We start from the raw sequence: 15085 nt of genomic DNA on the forward strand, positions 1-15085 counted from the left end.
TACTGTCCCGAGACACCTGTTACCCGAGTCGACAACCTTTCAGGCTGGCCGCGTCTTTTCGGCGCGGTTTAATGACGGCCTTTGCTCAGCTCGCCACCGGGCAGGGATCGACTGTCGACGGCATTATGTTTGACCACTACGGTTATCAGAGCACCTTCAGCCTGAGCGCGACCTTGTTGCTCGCGGCCTCCCTGAGCGTGCTTATCCCGCGCTCGCTGGATTCAGGTAAAAGGTAAAAGGCTTTTGTCTTTAAACTGGAAAAGATCACTGGGTAACGGCAGTGTCGTCGTGGTGACCATTGCCGGGCAGTGGGTATACCTAAGCACAGCAACCGCAGTTCGGCGTTATAGCCGATCCAGTAAGTCCGTATCTGTTGATTTAGCGCGATCTTTCAGGAAAGTGTGGGGCCTGATGGGATGACGACTTGGAGCGGGTGAAGGGCAACTAACGCAGCACCCAACCCATTGCTAACAAACAGATTCTTCCCGTTCGTTCAACGGGATAAGACCGCATTCTGTACCGCCCCTACCCACAAGACAAGTCGGCTAAAACCACTAAAGTCTTTTGACGTCCACTAACTGCCGTTAAGGCAGTGCTAGACAGCGGTATGTCTTGGAACTCGCCTGACAGAACGAGCCGCATTCAGCCGAGCTGAGCAAGTAAACCGGATGCCATGTTGTCACGCCTCATTAGATTCGTACGCTCTACCAACGCACCGGACATGAACAAGCCTTTTCCAACCAGGTTCAGTCGCGACCACCTCCCCGGAAAGACAACCTCGCATTTGTAGGTGGAAGAGCACTTTGGATGACCGCCTGACAGTCAATACAGTCTGAGCGTCAATTAACGGCACAGAGCGGCCGCTGTAGTAGCACGTTATAAGGGCACCCAGACAAAGGGCGGTGGCTCCGCATCCAGCACTGCCGCATATACGGGTGTCGGGACTCGAAAAACTAATTTCGCTCTGTCGCTTCGCCAGTCGACATGAACGGAAGCCTTTTCCAGACATTCAGGGCGGCACCATGATGCCAATGACAGCGAAATCCTCTCCGTTGCCGCTTTTCAGCTGCTGCCGACCGATGTTTTGTCGAGATTCAGGAAGTAACGCTTCAGACGCTCCGCGACATCCATCACGTCCGGGCGCTCAAGGTTGCGCTGAGGAACCCAGAGGGCAATGTCCCGCGTTGGCAACAGGGTTTTGACGCTCAACACGTGATCGTCGTTGAGACGCTCGGAGAGCATGGTCATACGGTAAGGCAGCGTCACGACCACATCACTGCGCTGCAACAGCGATATCACCATATCGATCCCGCCGGTGAAGATCATCCGGGCCGGGCCGCTGAAACGTCCTGCATCGAGGGCTTCGAAGATTCCTGAGCTGGCGCCCGACGCGATCCAGGGCTGAGATTTCAATATCTCGGGCTCAATGGACGATTTACGGCCATAAAAAGGGGAGTCGACGCCCGCGAAGATACGCATTTCGTCGTGGAAGATGATCTGGCGGGTCAGGTTGTCCTGTACCACGTCGATATTGGCTGGGGTCAGCACCAGATCCAGGTCACCTTCATGCAACTGCCTGATCAGGGTGGAAGCCGTTGCCGTGACAAAATGAAGTACCGAGCGGGTGTCCGTAACGGCTTCCGTAAAGAAGCCGTTGATCGCACCCAGGGCGATGAGAGGACCGGCACCGACACGGATCTCGCCGCCAAGTCCCTGTTGCCACTGCGCGATCAGAGTCGTGCTGTGCTCCGCATAGTCGCTGATCCGTTGACCGACTTCTGCAAGGCGGGCGCCTATTTCGGTCGGGCGTACACCACTGGACGTTCGCACCAGCACCGGCCCCCCAACCTTGTGCTCGATGGTCTGAATCGCACGGGTCAGTGTGGGTTGGGTTACATTGAGTCGTTCAGCGGCCCGGCTGAGCGAGCCATGCTTCACGATTACAGCCAGTTGTCTAAGTAAGCGCGGATCCATCTATAAATTTCTGTATAGCCGTACCGTAAAATGTAATTTCATTTATATCTCACAAAGATTCTATGATCAACGTATCCAACAAGTCCAATTAAAACGATAAGAGGAATTGTACAGTGAACTTTCTGAAAAACACCGTCGCTGCAGGCATCCTGTCCTTAGCTGCCCTTGGCGCCCAGGCACAGTCCCTAGGCTTCGAGGGGGCCGGCTCCGCTTCCCTGACCGGCATCGTGCCACAGTCGATGGCTCCCTACGCCGCCAAGGAGGGTGTCGACCTGCAGGTCGTGCTGGGGCAGTCTCTGACCAAGTCGGTCATGAAGGTAGCCGCCGGCAGACTGGACCTTGCCGTTGCCCCACCACCCGCCATCACAGCCATGAAAGCCGGCGCAGGCCCCTACAAGGGCAGCCCCGATCAGGCGAAAAAACTGTCCGGCAACCTGCGCGCACTGTTCGGCTTCTCCGCCAGCGCTATGCACGGCATCGTCTGGGCCGATTCCGGCATCGAGAGCTGGAAGGACCTCAAGGGCAAGCGCGTCTTTATCGGTGCGCCGGCAGGTGCCGCCGCAGACCAGTCCGCCGGACTGATCGAGCAGGCCTCCGGCGGCCTGGTGGCCGGTACCGACTATGAAGGCATCAAGCTGCCCTGGGGCGCGGCCCTTCAGGGGTTCCAGGACGGCCAGTTCGACGTCTATATGGGCTTCTATCCGATCGGTTCCCAGGCACTCAACGAGCTCAGCCTGCAGCGCCCGATCCGGATTCTGTCGGTGAGCGAGGAGGTCATCGCCTCCCCTGGCTGGACAGAGTTTCAACGCCAGCAGGTCATCGGCCTTGCAACCATTGCGGCCAACACCTACTCCGGACAGGTCAATGCCGACCAGGCGATCAACACCGGTACGACGCTGATGATGGTGGTCACCAACACCAAGCTGAATGACGATACCGCCTATAAGCTCACCAAGGCATTCTGGGACAACATCGACGCGATGAAGCAGGCCAACGCCCTGATGAAGCAGGTCGATCCGTCCCAGCCCTTTACCGGGGTGAACGTGCCCTTGCATCCGGGCGCGGCTCGCTACTACCAGGAACAGGGGATCGAGATTCCCGCCGACCTGATGTAGCCAGACGGATGTAACAGACCCTTCGCACGTTCGGACGCACCGGCCGGCAGCCACCGGCTGCCGGCCAGATCCCACCTCAGCTTTCGGGTTCCACCATGCTATCTACTCTCTACTCTCGCTTCAGCTTTCTGGTCGGGCTGGTGATCGCGTTGATTGGTCTTGGCAATGTGCTGCCGACCTTCGACGTCCTGCCGCGCATCGGTCCCTTCGCGATCGAATGGTATCGGCCGCTGTTTTTCTTGCTCTGCGTTATGGCGTTCCTGAGCCACCGCCTGATAAAGCATCACCGTCCCCTCGATCTGCTGCTGTTCGCGGTCGTGGCGCTGGCGACAGCCTTTGTCTGCTGGGACAGCTACCACATCGGTCAGGTCCTGGTGAATGAGATTTACTTCTTCGGTCCACGGGAAGGCATCATTGCCGCCTTCGCCGCCGCGCTGACGATCTTCATCTGCTGGAAGCAGTGGGGCGCGCCGATTGCGATTCTCGGCATGATCGCCGCGCTTTATCTCGCCACCGGTCAGTACTGGCCCGGCGTCTTCGCAACCATTCCGTCCGATATCAGCGAGACGCTGGCCGCCAACCTCTGGTACAGCGCCGACCAGGGCATTCTCGGCTCGATCATGGGCATCGTCCTGACCACGGTACTGCCGTTCATCATTCTGGGCGCCGTGCTCGAGGGTGCCGGGGCCGGCAGCTCCATGATCCGTATCGCCTTCTACTCGATGCGCGGTTTCCGTGGAGGCCCGGCCTACGCCGCGATCGCCGCGTCGGCGCTGTTCGGCACGGTTTCCGGCAGTGCCGTGGCCAATGTCGTCGGAACCGGCGTTGTCACCATTCCGATGATCCGGCGCCGGGGCTTTTCCGCCAACTTCGCCGGTGCCGTCGAAGCGGCGGCTTCAACCGGCGGCCAGATCCTGCCGCCCATCATGGGCGCGGCGGCACTGGTGATGGCCGATATCGTCGGCGTCAGTTACCTCAGTGTCATCACCGCGGTTCTGGTACCGGCGCTGGCCTATTACATCAGCCTGTTCATGTCGGTCTATTTCGAGGCCCAGCGACTCAATATCTCGGCAACCGACGATGAGCCTGCCGAGAAACCGGAATCCCAGGACTGGCTGAACCTGATTCTGGTGTTCGGACCGATCTTCCTGATCGTCTGGCTGCTGATCAGCGGCATGTCGCCGGCCGGCGCCTCGATTTCGGCGATCCTGCTGCTGTTTCCGCTGAGCTTGATCAACCCGGAGATCCGCAAGAAGCCGGCCAAGCTAATCGGCGCCCTGTCGTCCGGCGGCCATACCGTGGCGCAGCTGATCATTGCGATCTCGATCGTCGGCATTGTCGTGGCGACGCTGGAAGCAACCGGAATTCCGTCCAAGCTGGGGGTACTGCTGACCGAGGCGGCAAGCTCGTCGCTGCTGATGGCACTGATCATCGCTGCCATCGGCTGCGTGGTACTGGGTATGGGGATGCCCACCCTGCCGGCCTACATCGCCATTATCAGTGTCATGGGCATCACCCTGCAGCAGCTGGGTCTGGACCTGCTGACCGCGCACATGTTCGTGTTCTTCTTCGGGGTGGCGTCCGTCATCACGCCCCCGGTGGCCATCGCGGCCTATGCCGCCGCCTCCATTTCCCAGGGCAAACCGATCGGAACCGCGGTCGAGAGCTCGCGCATCGGCGCGATGATCTTCCTGATCCCGTTCGCCTTCGCCCTGGATCCGGCACTGCTGCTCGGCGCCGCATCCGACGCCCCGCTGGAGCCGCTGCACCTGGTGATTTCGATCGTCAGTCTGCTGGCCGCCATCTACCTGGCCGCCAGTGCGCTGATCGGTTTCGACCGCTGCGAGCTGGGCATACCTGAGCGCCTGGTCTTGTTTGCACTGGCACTGGCACTGCTGTCGCCCTTTGTCGTCGCCAAGCTGGTGGCCCTGGTGATCGGCGGCCTGCTGGTGGCGCGACGAATTCTGGCATCCAGCTCAACCCCGGCGATAAAGGAGGTATAAAATGAATCGCAGGCCCAATTTCATAATGATCGTCTCCGACCAGCAGCGTGCCGACTGGCTGGGATGTTACGGACATCCGGTCCTCAACACCCCCAATATCGACAAGCTCGCGGCCCAGGGTATTCGTTTCGATGAATTCCACACCGCGTCACCGGTGTGCATGCCCAACCGCGCAAGCATTCTCACCGGGCGTTACCCCAGCGTCCACGGCTTGCGTTACAACGGCTGCGCACTGACCAGCCGCGCCAACACCTTTGTCGAGGTGCTGAAAGCCTCCGGCTACCAGACCGCGGCGATCGGCAAGAGCCATCTGCAGCCGTTCACCTCCAATGATGCCCCCTTCGGCAAGGCCCTGGAAGAAAAGTACAACGGTCCGATTTCGGAAGCCTGGAAGGACGACTTTAAGCCGTACGTGTACGAGGAACCGCGTCAGTACGAAGGCACGGAGCGTTACGACTTCCCGACGCCCTACTACGGCTTCGACCATGTCGATATGGTGACCGACCACGGCGACAGGGCCGGTGGTCACTACCTGCAGTGGCTGCGAGGCAAAACGCCGGAATGGGAGCAACTGCGTGACCCGAAGGAGCAGTTCGAGCATGACTACAGCTGCCCCCAGGCCAAGCGGACCAAGATGCCCGAAGAGCTTTACCCGACGCGTTACATCGAAAACCAGGCCGTCGAGTGGATCAACGAGCAGGCCAGTGAGGAGGAGCCGTTTTTCCTGTTCATATCCTTCCCGGATCCCCATCACCCCTTCAACCCGCCCGGTAAATACTGGGACCGGTATCAGCCCGAGCAGTTTGAGCTGGACGTCAGGGCCGAGGATCTGAAAACGCCGGCGCCGCTGTTGGAATTTGCCCGGCAGCGCCTCGAGAAAGGCGAGTATCCGGATACGCCGCAGGAAGCCTTCGCCGCCACCGAGCAGCACTGCAAGGAGGCCATGGCGCTGACCGGCGGCATGATCGACATGATCGACGATGCCGTGGGCAGCATCACGGCCGCGCTCCGGGCCCGGGGGCTCGATGACAACACCGTGATCATTTATACCGCCGACCACGGGGATTATCTGGGCGACGCCAACATGCTGCTCAAGGGCCCCTGGATGCGCAAATCCATTCACCGCGTGCCCTTTATCTGGCGCGACCCGACAGCCGAGCCCGGCACGGTCACGGACCATCTGGGCAGCGCCGTCGATATCGGCCCGACCATTATGGCCCGCGCCGGCGTCAGCCCCTATTTCGGCATTCAGGGACGCGACCTGCTGGCCGACGTGGCAAGCGGCGAAGGCCGGGAGCAACTGCTGATCGAACACAACGACAACGTGCCCCGCATGGGTCTGAAAAAAGCCTCCCGCAGCCGTACGCTGTACACCCACGACTGGCGCCTGACCCTCTATCCGGGCGAGGAATGGGGGGAGCTGTACCACACGGCAGAAGACCCGAAGCACCTGAACAACCTCTGGTTCGATCCCGCTGCCCGGGAGAAGAAAGGTGAACTGATGGAGCTGCTGGCGCTGGAAATCACCGCGACGATGGATGAAAGCCCGCGCGCCATTCGCAGGGCCTGAGGCGCAACCGGCACCCTCGGACCCGGACGGCAGTTCCGGGTCCGGTTAACGGGAGACGGCCTCTGCACCGTCTGTTCTCAGGCTGACTCCACTCGGACCACGTGCCGCTCCGCGGCTTGTTCCGTTCTGCCGGCAAAGGTTTCGGCATCGCGCCCGAAAGGCGATACGCATCGGCGTCCCGGAAACCTCCAGCCGTTCGGCGGTCGGTATTTCGGCCAGTCGCTCACCTGCGGCCAGCTCATCGGAAATGATCATCTGTCGCAATGCGCTCAGCACACGCTGCCCCGCTTTGCTCATATCAAACCTCAAGCCCCGACGGCTGTGAATTCATCGCTTTTATCCTGCTACCGACTATAGCAATTTTGGATCCAATAGCCTTCCAGCATATAAGCGGAAGCTTCTATTCCCGAATGCCAAGCGACGTCATGAGCTACCGGCTCTGACTAAGCAGCCCGAAATCGAGCCGAAAAAGGCCTATCTATAACAAAAAAAGCCAATAAGGAACTTCCTTATAAATTCAAATTGGATCCAATATTGGATAGAAAGCTTGATATTAATCAAGATATCCCTATAATTGGATCCAAAATAAAACAAGCACCCAGAGGAGTCTCAAATGTTTCTGAAGAACACCTGGTACGTCGGCTGCACCCCGAACGAATTCGCAGACAAACCACTGGGCCGCCAGATCTGCGGCGAGAAGATGGTTTTCTACCGTGGCCCCGAAGGCCGCGCAGCGGCCGTTGAAGATTTCTGCCCGCACCGCGGCGCTCCCCTTTCTCTGGGCTACGTCGAAGACGGCCTGCTGGTCTGTGGTTATCACGGCCTGAAAATGGACAACGACGGCAAGACCGCCGAGATGCCCGGCCAGCGCGTTCGGGGCTTTCCGTGCATCAAGAACTACCCGGTGGTGGAGCGCTACGGCTTCGTCTGGGTCTGGCCCGGCGATGCATCCAAGGCCGACCCCGAGCTGATTCCCGTACCGGAGTGGGCCGACAACCCGGACTGGGCCTACGGCGGCGGCCTCTACCATATCAACTGCGACTACCGCCTGATGATCGACAACCTCATGGACCTTACACATGAGACCTACGTTCACTCCACCAGCATCGGCCAGCCCGAGATCGACGAGGCGCCCGTCGCCACCGAGGTGAATGGCGAAGAGGTGATCACCAGCCGCTATATGGACAACATCACGGCGCCGCCATTCTGGCGCATGGCCCTGAAAGCGAACCACCTGGCCGATGACGTACCGGTGGACCGCTGGCAGATCTGCCGTTTCACGCCGCCGAGCCACGTCATGATCGAAGTCGGTGTCGCCCATGCCGGTCACGGCGGTTACGACGCCCCGGACGAGTACAAGGCGGCCAGCACCGTGGTTGACTTCATAACCCCCGAAACCGAGACCAGCCACTGGTATTTCTGGGGCATGGCCCGCAAATTTAAGCCGGAAGATACCAACCTCACGGCCCAGATCCGCGAAGGCCAGGGCAAAATCTTCGGCGAAGACCTGGATATGCTCGAACAGCAGCAGCAGAACCTGCTCGACTATCCCGATCGCAAGCTGCTGAAACTGAATATCGATGCCGGTGGCGTCCAGTCACGCCGCATCCTGGATCGGCTCCTCAAGGCGGAACAGGAACAGAACGAGTCCGTGGCCAGCGGCAACTGACCCCCGAACAGGAGACCTGACCATGATCGAAATTGAAGTTATTTCCAAGACCCTCGACGCCGAGGACATCTTCCGGTTCGAATTGGCACGTCCCGACGGCGCCGCGCTGCCGGCTTTCGGCGCCGGCGCCCATATCGACGTCCATTTGCCGAACGGCCTGGTACGCCAGTATTCGCTGTGCAACCACCCGGAGGAGAGCCATCGCTACGAGATCGGCGTGCTGAAAGATCCATCCTCCCGCGGCGGCTCGGCAGCGATGCACGAGCAGGTACAGGCCGGCGACCGGCTGCAGATCAGCGAGCCGCGCAATCATTTCCCGCTGGCCCACGAGGCCGCGCGCAGCCTGCTGTTCGCCGGAGGTATCGGGGTCACGCCGATTCTGTGCATGGCCGAGCGACTGGCACACAGCGGCAGCGAGTTCGAAATGCACTACTGCACGCGCTCCGAAAGCCGTACGGCCTTCCGCCAGCGCATCGCCGACAGCGGCTTAGCCAAGCGGGTACAGTTCCATTTCGATGACGGCGACCCGACACAGAAACTGGATGCGGCCAGCCTGCTGGCCCGCCCGGAAACCGGCACCCATATCTATGTCTGCGGCCCCAAGGGCTTCATGGATCACGTACTGGACACCGCCGAGCGGCAAGGCTGGCCGGCGGACCAGGTGCACCGCGAATATTTCGCCGCGGCGCCGGTCAATCATGACGCCGACGCTGCCTTCGAGATCCAGCTTGGCAGCAGCGGCCAGATACTCGAGGTTCCGGCCGACAAGAGCGCGCTGCAGGTGCTGCTGGAACAGGATATCGACATTCCTTATTCCTGCGAGGACGGCGTCTGCGGTACCTGCCTCACCCGGGTACTGGAGGGAGAACCAGATCACCGCGACCTGTTCATGGAACCCGCCGAGCATGCTGCGAACGACCAGTTCACTCCCTGCTGCTCGAGAGCCAAAAGCAAGCGCCTGGTGCTGGATATCTAAGCTGCGGCGCCTGAGCGCACCGTCGCTCAGGCATCCTGCAATGCTTGCTCGATGGTGACGCGGATGCTTTCGACCAGACCCCGGAACTTGCAGTCCCGGCGGTGCCAGAGGCAGATATCACGCCGGCCGAAGTCGGTGTCGACGGGTAACCGTCGAATCCCGTAATCCCGCTGAGCCAAGGCGGTCAGCCGCACCGGCATCAGGCTGAGGTAGCGTCCCGTCATCATCGAATTCAAGCAGATCATTACATCGCCGCTGAGCGCGATCGCGGTGTTGAAGCGCTGAACGCCGGCGCGCTGCAGCAGCTCGACCGACGACTCGCCGAAAAAGGCGTAGGTCGCCAAGTTGATCCAGTCATAACCGTCGAGGTCGGAAACTTCCACCCTGTCGGCACCCGCCAGCGGATGTGACGCCGAGGCGAACACCGCCAGCTCGTCCTCGAACAGGTGCACGCGCTCGAGCTCGGGCCGCGCCGTCGGCACCTCCGGACCTATGACCAGATCCAGCTGGCCGCGATTGAGCTGATCGAGCGAACGCGACGGCGTTTCGACCTGAACCACCACCGACAGCTGCTGCATCTGTGACTGGAGACTCTCGGTCACCCGGTGCATGAGCAGCGATGCCACCATAGGACCGACGCTGATGCGCAGCTCCGACTGCATGCCTAGACGGTGGCGCACGGCTATCTGCTGCGCGGCCCAGAGCGCATCGCCGATCACCCGCCCCTCACGCGCCAGTGCCTCGCCCAGTTCGGTCTGGCGCACGCCGTGACGACTGCGGCTGAACAGGCTGGCGCCGGCCTGCATTTCCAGCGTCTGCATGTTCTTCGTGAGCGTCGGCTGCGAGACGTTGAGCTGCTGCGCCGCCAGGTTGATCGAGCCACAGTCCAGAATCGTTGCCAGTTGAATCAAATGCTTGGGTTCCATCGCTACGCGCCTGCTCTTGTATTCATTTTTTTATGTTTAAAACCTTAAAAAGTCATTATACGAATTGGATCCAGTACTGCACACTGGCAATCACGACATCACACCATATAAACAATTAAGAGGTCGTCATGAAAAAAATAATCGCCGTTATCGGCACACTCTGCACACTTCACCTGACTCCCGCCAGCGCCGAAACCCTGCGTCTGGATGCCGGCGGCGCCTCCTCGGTCACCGGGATACTGCCGCAGGCAATCGCCCAGTACACCGCCAAGGCAGACATCAACCTCGAGGTCATCCTGGGCCAGACGCTGACCAAATCGATCATGAAGCTGGGCGCGGACCGGCTCGATGCATCCCTTGTGCCGCCGCCCGCGTTCAGCGCCATGCGCAACGGCACCGGTCCCTACGCCGAGCAGGCCGAAGCGGCCAGGAAGCTGGCCGGCGAGGTTCGTGCCCTCACGGGGCTCCCGGGCAGCACCTACCACGCCATCACCTGGGCCGATTCCGGCATCGAGAACTGGGATGACGTGCGCGGAAAACGCGTCTTCGTCGGACCGCCGGCCGGCGCCGCCAACATGCAGATCATCGGCATGATCGAAGTGGCGTCGGGACTTAAGCCCGAAACCGACTACGAGGCCATCCGCGCGCCCTGGAATATTGCCATCCAGGGATTCCAGGACGGCCAGTACGACGTGCTGGTCACCAGCGCGCCCATCGGGCAGCAGTCGATCAACGAACTGAGCCTGCAGCGCGAAATCCGTATTCTCGGTATTCCCGAAAGCGTTACCGGCACCGATCAGTGGCGCGAATACAAAGACAAGGCCTACATGACCAGCTCGGTGATTCCGGCCAACACCTACGCCGGCCAGGTCAACGGCGACCAGAACATCCTGACCGGGTCGAATATCATGTACCTGGCGGTCAACCGCAACATGGCGGACGACGTCGCCTACCGCTTCACCAAGGCGTACTGGCAGAACATCGATGCGATCAAGGCATCCAACGCGCTGCTCAGCGACACCAACACCGCAGACCCCTTCGCCGGCGTCAATGCACCGCTACACCCCGGCGCGGTCAAGTACTACCGCGAAGTCGGGATCGAGATCCCGCAGCAGCTGCTGACCGACCAGTAACCCGGTCGGCACTTAAGCTCGACGACCTGTCAAGGCGTCTGTAGCCGGGGCCCGACGGGCCCCGGCTAATCCCACTCGCAACCGAGAATTCCCATGTCCAATCGCATCAACAAACTGCAGTACCTGATCTGGGTGCTGGGGGGCCTGCTGGCCTTTTTGGGCCTGGCCAACGTCATGCCGGGTTATGCCTCCATACCCCGCATCGGCCCGTTCGAGCTCGAATGGTTCCGGCCACTGTTTTTCTTCCTCTGCGTCGCCATCGCGATCGTCTTCGGCTGGCAGCGCAACCTGACCACCGGAAGGCCGCTGCCGGCCTGGCGCATCCTGCTGGATCTGATCGCGCTGGTGCTGGTCGCCTACTGCTGCGTGCGCTACTACCAGGTCGGTGTCCAGATGATCAAGTCCATCGTCTTCTTCGATGCCGCCGATGCCCTGGTCGCCGTCGCCGCCGTGGCTGTGGCCACCTTGCTGTGCTGGCGCCTCTGGGGCGCACCCATCGCCATCATCGGCCTGCTGGCGTTCGCCTACCTCAGCACCGGCGACTACTGGCCCGGCATACTCAGGACGTCCGGCGGCAACTTGGTCGACGGCCTTGCCGAGAACCTCTGGTTCGGCGCCGACAACGGCCTGATGGGCAGTATTTTCGGTATCATTCTCAGCACCGTCCTGCCATTCATCATTCTCGGTGCGGTGCTCGACGGCTGCGGTGCTGGCGACTCGATGATCCGCATCTCCTTCGCGCTGATGCATCGCTTCCGGGGCGGCCCAGCCTATGCCGCCATTCTCGCGTCCGGCATGTTCGGCACCGTCTCCGGCAGTGCGGTCGCCAACGTCGTGGGTACCGGCGTCGTCACCATCCCGATGATCCGCAAGCGCGGCTTCTCCGGCAACTTCGCCGGCGCCCTCGAGGCCACCGCCTCGGCCGGCGGGCAGATTCTGCCACCGATCATGGGTGCTGCGGCGCTGGTGATGGCGGACTATGTCGGCGTCAGCTACCTGACCATCATCATCGCGGTGCTGATTCCGGCGCTGGCCTACTACGCCAGTCTGTTCCTGGCGGTCTACTTCGAGGCACGTAAGCTTGGCGTCGAGGCCAACGACACGGAAACAGCGGAGCCGGTGACACGCCAGGACTGGATCAACCTGATGCTGATCGTTGCGCCGCTGGCCATCATCGTGACGCTGCTGATTCAGGGCGCCTCCCCCGCCGGCGCTTCCATCACCGCGATCTTCGCGCTGCTGCCGCTAAGCCTGATCAACCCGCAGATGCGTCGCCAGCCCCAGCGCCTGCTGAGTGCCCTGGCCGAAGGCGGCATCACGGTTGCGCGCCTGAGCATCGCCATCGCCATCGTCGGCATCATCGTCGCATCCATGTCGTCCACCGGCATCCCGACCAAGTTCGCCGTGCTGCTGTCGGGCGCCTCGGAATATTCACTGCTGGCAGCACTGGTGATCACCGCGATCGGTTGTATCGTGCTGGGCATGGGTATGCCGACGCTGCCGGCTTATATCGCCATCATCGTCGTAATGGGCCCCACGCTGCAGGCCTTCGGCCTGGAGATGATCACCGCGCATATGTTCGTATTCTTCTTCGGTGTGGCTTCGGTCATTACGCCGCCGGTCGCCATTGCCGCCTTCGCCGCGGCGTCGATCTCCCAGGGCTCGCCAATGGCGACCGCGCTGGTCAGCACCCGCATCGCGGCGATGCTGTTCCTGATCCCGTTCGCGTTCGTTTACAACCCGCTGATACTCACGGTGCCAGAGGCCGGCGGCGTGTTCAGCCTCGGCGCCTATCTGTGGATGCTGGCGCAGCTGGCTCTGGCGCTGTATCTGGCAGGCAGCGCCCTGGCACGCTTCGATCAACAGCCGCTGTCTCCACTGTCGAGCCTGATCCGATTCGCCCTGGCGATAGTGCTGCTAGCGCCTTTCCAGTTGCCGAGCCTGGTCGCTGCCGCAGTGGGAACCGGCATGCTGATCCTGCACCGCATCAATCAAGTCAAACCTCAAGAGGCGCTTAGCTGATGTCCGCCAAGAACATCCTGTTTATCATGATCGACCAGTTGCGCTGGGACGCCCTGTCCTGCTACGGAAACCCTGTGGTCGAGACACCCAATATCGACCGGCTGGCGGCACGGGGTGTGCGTTTCACCAACGCCTACACCCAGGGCACCAGCTGCGGCAACGCGCGGGCCTCGATCTACACCGGACGCCACGTGCGCTCCCACGGCGCGACCTGGAACGACTGGCCCTTCCGGCTCGACGAGTGGACCCTGGCCGATTACATGCAGGCAGAGGGGCGCCGGGTGGTGCTGCTGGGCAAGACCCACATGAAACCGGACCGCGAGGGCATGGATCGTCTGGGTATCGACCCGGAATCGGACCAGGGGCGCGCCCTGACCAACGCCGGCTTCGTCGAGGGCGAGCACGACGACGGCATCCATCCGGAGGGGCCGGCGGGTCCCTACTCGAGCCGTGAACCGCGCTACAACGACTACCTGCGCGAGCAGGGCTTCACCGGCCGCAATCCCTGGCTCGAGTGGGCCAACGCCGCCGAAGGCGACGACGGCATCCCGCTGTCCGGCTTCTACATGGAGAACGCACACCGCCCGGCCCGGATACCCGCGGACTATTCGGAGAGCGCTTATCTGACCGGGCGCGCGATCGAGACCATCGAGGCCCTCGGCGATACGCCCTGGTGCCTGCACCTGTCCTACATCAAGCCGCACTGGCCCTACCTGGCGCCGGCACCCTACCACGACCTGTACCGCGGCTGCGAGCTGCCAGCACCGGTACGCTCGGAACGGGAGCTCGAGGACCCGCACCCGCTGGTGAAGGCTTTCATGCAGCTGGGCGTCGCCCGCACCTTCCAGGACGTCAACAAGCGCAATCACGTGCTGCCGACGTACTACGGCCTGATCAAGGAGCTGGACGACCAGCTCGGCCGACTGTTCGCGTACCTCGAGCACAGCGGTCAGGCCGAACACACCCTGATCGCGCTGACCGCCGACCACGGCGACTACTTCGGCGATCACTGGCTCGGCGAGAAGGACCTGTTCCATCAGCCGTCGGTGAAGATTCCGCTGATCATCCATGACCCCGCCACCACCGCCGACAGCACCCGCGGCCAGACCTGTGATGCCCTGACCGGTGCCATCGACCTGCTGCCGACTTTCATCGAGTCGCTTGGCGGCACACCGCCGGAGCACCGCCTGGAAGGTCATTCGCTACGGCCCTGGCTGCACGGCGAAGCAGAAGCACCCGCGCGAGCGGTGATCTTTTCCGAAGGCGACTACGGACGCCTGCCGGTGGCGCAGCAACTCGGCGTCGACCCGCTGAAAGCCCGCACGACGATGGCATTCGACGGCCGCTACAAGCTGGTGCACTGCCTCGGCCTGCCGGACATGCTGTTCGACCTGCACAACGATCCGAACGAGTTCGTCGACCTGGGCCGGGATCCCGGATACGCGGCGATCCGCGCACAACTGCGCGGACAGATGCTCGACTGGAGCGCCGGTCTGCGCAACCGCTCCACCGTAAGCCGGGAGAAGGAGCGATCCCTGACCGGGCTGTCCCGTCGCAAGGGCATCCTCGTCGGCGTCTGGTCCGGCAGCGAGCTGACGGACGATGTGCGCCCGCCGGCGGAAGTCGGAGTGTTCTGACCATACCGCAGGGGATGAACAACCGAATACCGCTGCCCGGAAAGATGCATGACCAATGCC

The 15085-nt window shown here is 61.7% G+C and carries 11 protein-coding genes; 9 read left to right on the forward strand and 2 right to left on the reverse strand.

Annotation, left to right across the window (positions count from 1 at the left end):
- Positions 1-71 precede the first annotated feature (71 nt).
- Positions 72-236, forward strand: coding sequence for a hypothetical protein (locus tag F451_RS27755; protein WP_020681571.1), 165 nt, complete (start codon positions 72-74; stop codon positions 234-236).
- Positions 237-1062: 826 nt separating this feature from the next.
- On the opposite strand, the gene F451_RS0111780 is transcribed toward F451_RS27755, so the two are convergent.
- Complete coding sequence (locus F451_RS0111780) at positions 1063-1974, reverse strand: LysR family transcriptional regulator (protein WP_020681572.1); 912 nt, start codon at positions 1972-1974, stop codon at positions 1063-1065.
- Positions 1975-2087: 113 nt separating this feature from the next.
- Here F451_RS0111780 and F451_RS0111785 point away from each other — a divergent pair, with 113 nt between their 5' ends.
- From F451_RS0111785 to F451_RS0111805, 5 genes are all read left to right on the forward strand, one after another.
- The gene (locus tag F451_RS0111785) at positions 2088-3089 is read left to right on the forward strand and encodes a TAXI family TRAP transporter solute-binding subunit (RefSeq protein WP_020681573.1); all 1002 of its coding nucleotides are present in this window, start codon (positions 2088-2090) and stop codon (positions 3087-3089) included.
- A gap of 95 nt (positions 3090-3184) precedes the next feature.
- Entirely contained in the window at positions 3185-5092 is a 1908-nt protein-coding gene (locus F451_RS25440; protein WP_020681574.1) for a TRAP transporter permease, read from the forward strand.
- A 1-nt stretch (position 5093) separates the two neighbouring features.
- The gene (locus F451_RS0111795) at positions 5094-6662 is read left to right on the forward strand and encodes a sulfatase family protein (protein WP_020681575.1); all 1569 of its coding nucleotides are present in this window, start codon (positions 5094-5096) and stop codon (positions 6660-6662) included.
- Between the two features lie 613 nt (positions 6663-7275).
- The gene (locus F451_RS0111800; RefSeq protein ID WP_020681576.1) at positions 7276-8331 is read left to right on the forward strand and encodes an aromatic ring-hydroxylating dioxygenase subunit alpha; all 1056 of its coding nucleotides are present in this window, start codon (positions 7276-7278) and stop codon (positions 8329-8331) included.
- Positions 8332-8353: 22 nt separating this feature from the next.
- The gene (locus F451_RS0111805; RefSeq protein WP_020681577.1) at positions 8354-9307 is read left to right on the forward strand and encodes a PDR/VanB family oxidoreductase; all 954 of its coding nucleotides are present in this window, start codon (positions 8354-8356) and stop codon (positions 9305-9307) included.
- A gap of 26 nt (positions 9308-9333) precedes the next feature.
- On the opposite strand, the gene F451_RS0111810 is transcribed toward F451_RS0111805, so the two are convergent.
- The gene (locus tag F451_RS0111810; RefSeq protein ID WP_020681578.1) at positions 9334-10233 is read right to left on the reverse strand and encodes a LysR family transcriptional regulator; all 900 of its coding nucleotides are present in this window, start codon (positions 10231-10233) and stop codon (positions 9334-9336) included.
- A 128-nt stretch (positions 10234-10361) separates the two neighbouring features.
- Between F451_RS0111810 and F451_RS0111815 the strand changes: the two genes are divergently transcribed.
- From F451_RS0111815 to F451_RS0111825, 3 genes are all read left to right on the forward strand, one after another.
- A complete protein-coding gene (locus F451_RS0111815; protein ID WP_020681579.1) occupies positions 10362-11366 on the forward strand; it encodes a TAXI family TRAP transporter solute-binding subunit in 1005 nt (334 codons plus the stop codon).
- 93 nt (positions 11367-11459) lie between these two features.
- A complete protein-coding gene (locus F451_RS0111820; protein ID WP_020681580.1) occupies positions 11460-13388 on the forward strand; it encodes a TRAP transporter permease in 1929 nt (642 codons plus the stop codon).
- The gene (locus F451_RS0111825) at positions 13388-15025 is read left to right on the forward strand and encodes a sulfatase-like hydrolase/transferase (RefSeq protein WP_020681581.1); all 1638 of its coding nucleotides are present in this window, start codon (positions 13388-13390) and stop codon (positions 15023-15025) included. The genes F451_RS0111820 and F451_RS0111825 overlap by 1 nt, the downstream gene beginning before the upstream one ends.
- Positions 15026-15085 lie beyond the last annotated feature (60 nt).

The sequence above is a fragment of the Marinobacterium rhizophilum DSM 18822 genome, assembly GCF_000378045.1.
Classification (GTDB): Bacteria; Pseudomonadota; Gammaproteobacteria; order Pseudomonadales; family Balneatricaceae; genus Marinobacterium_A; species Marinobacterium_A rhizophilum.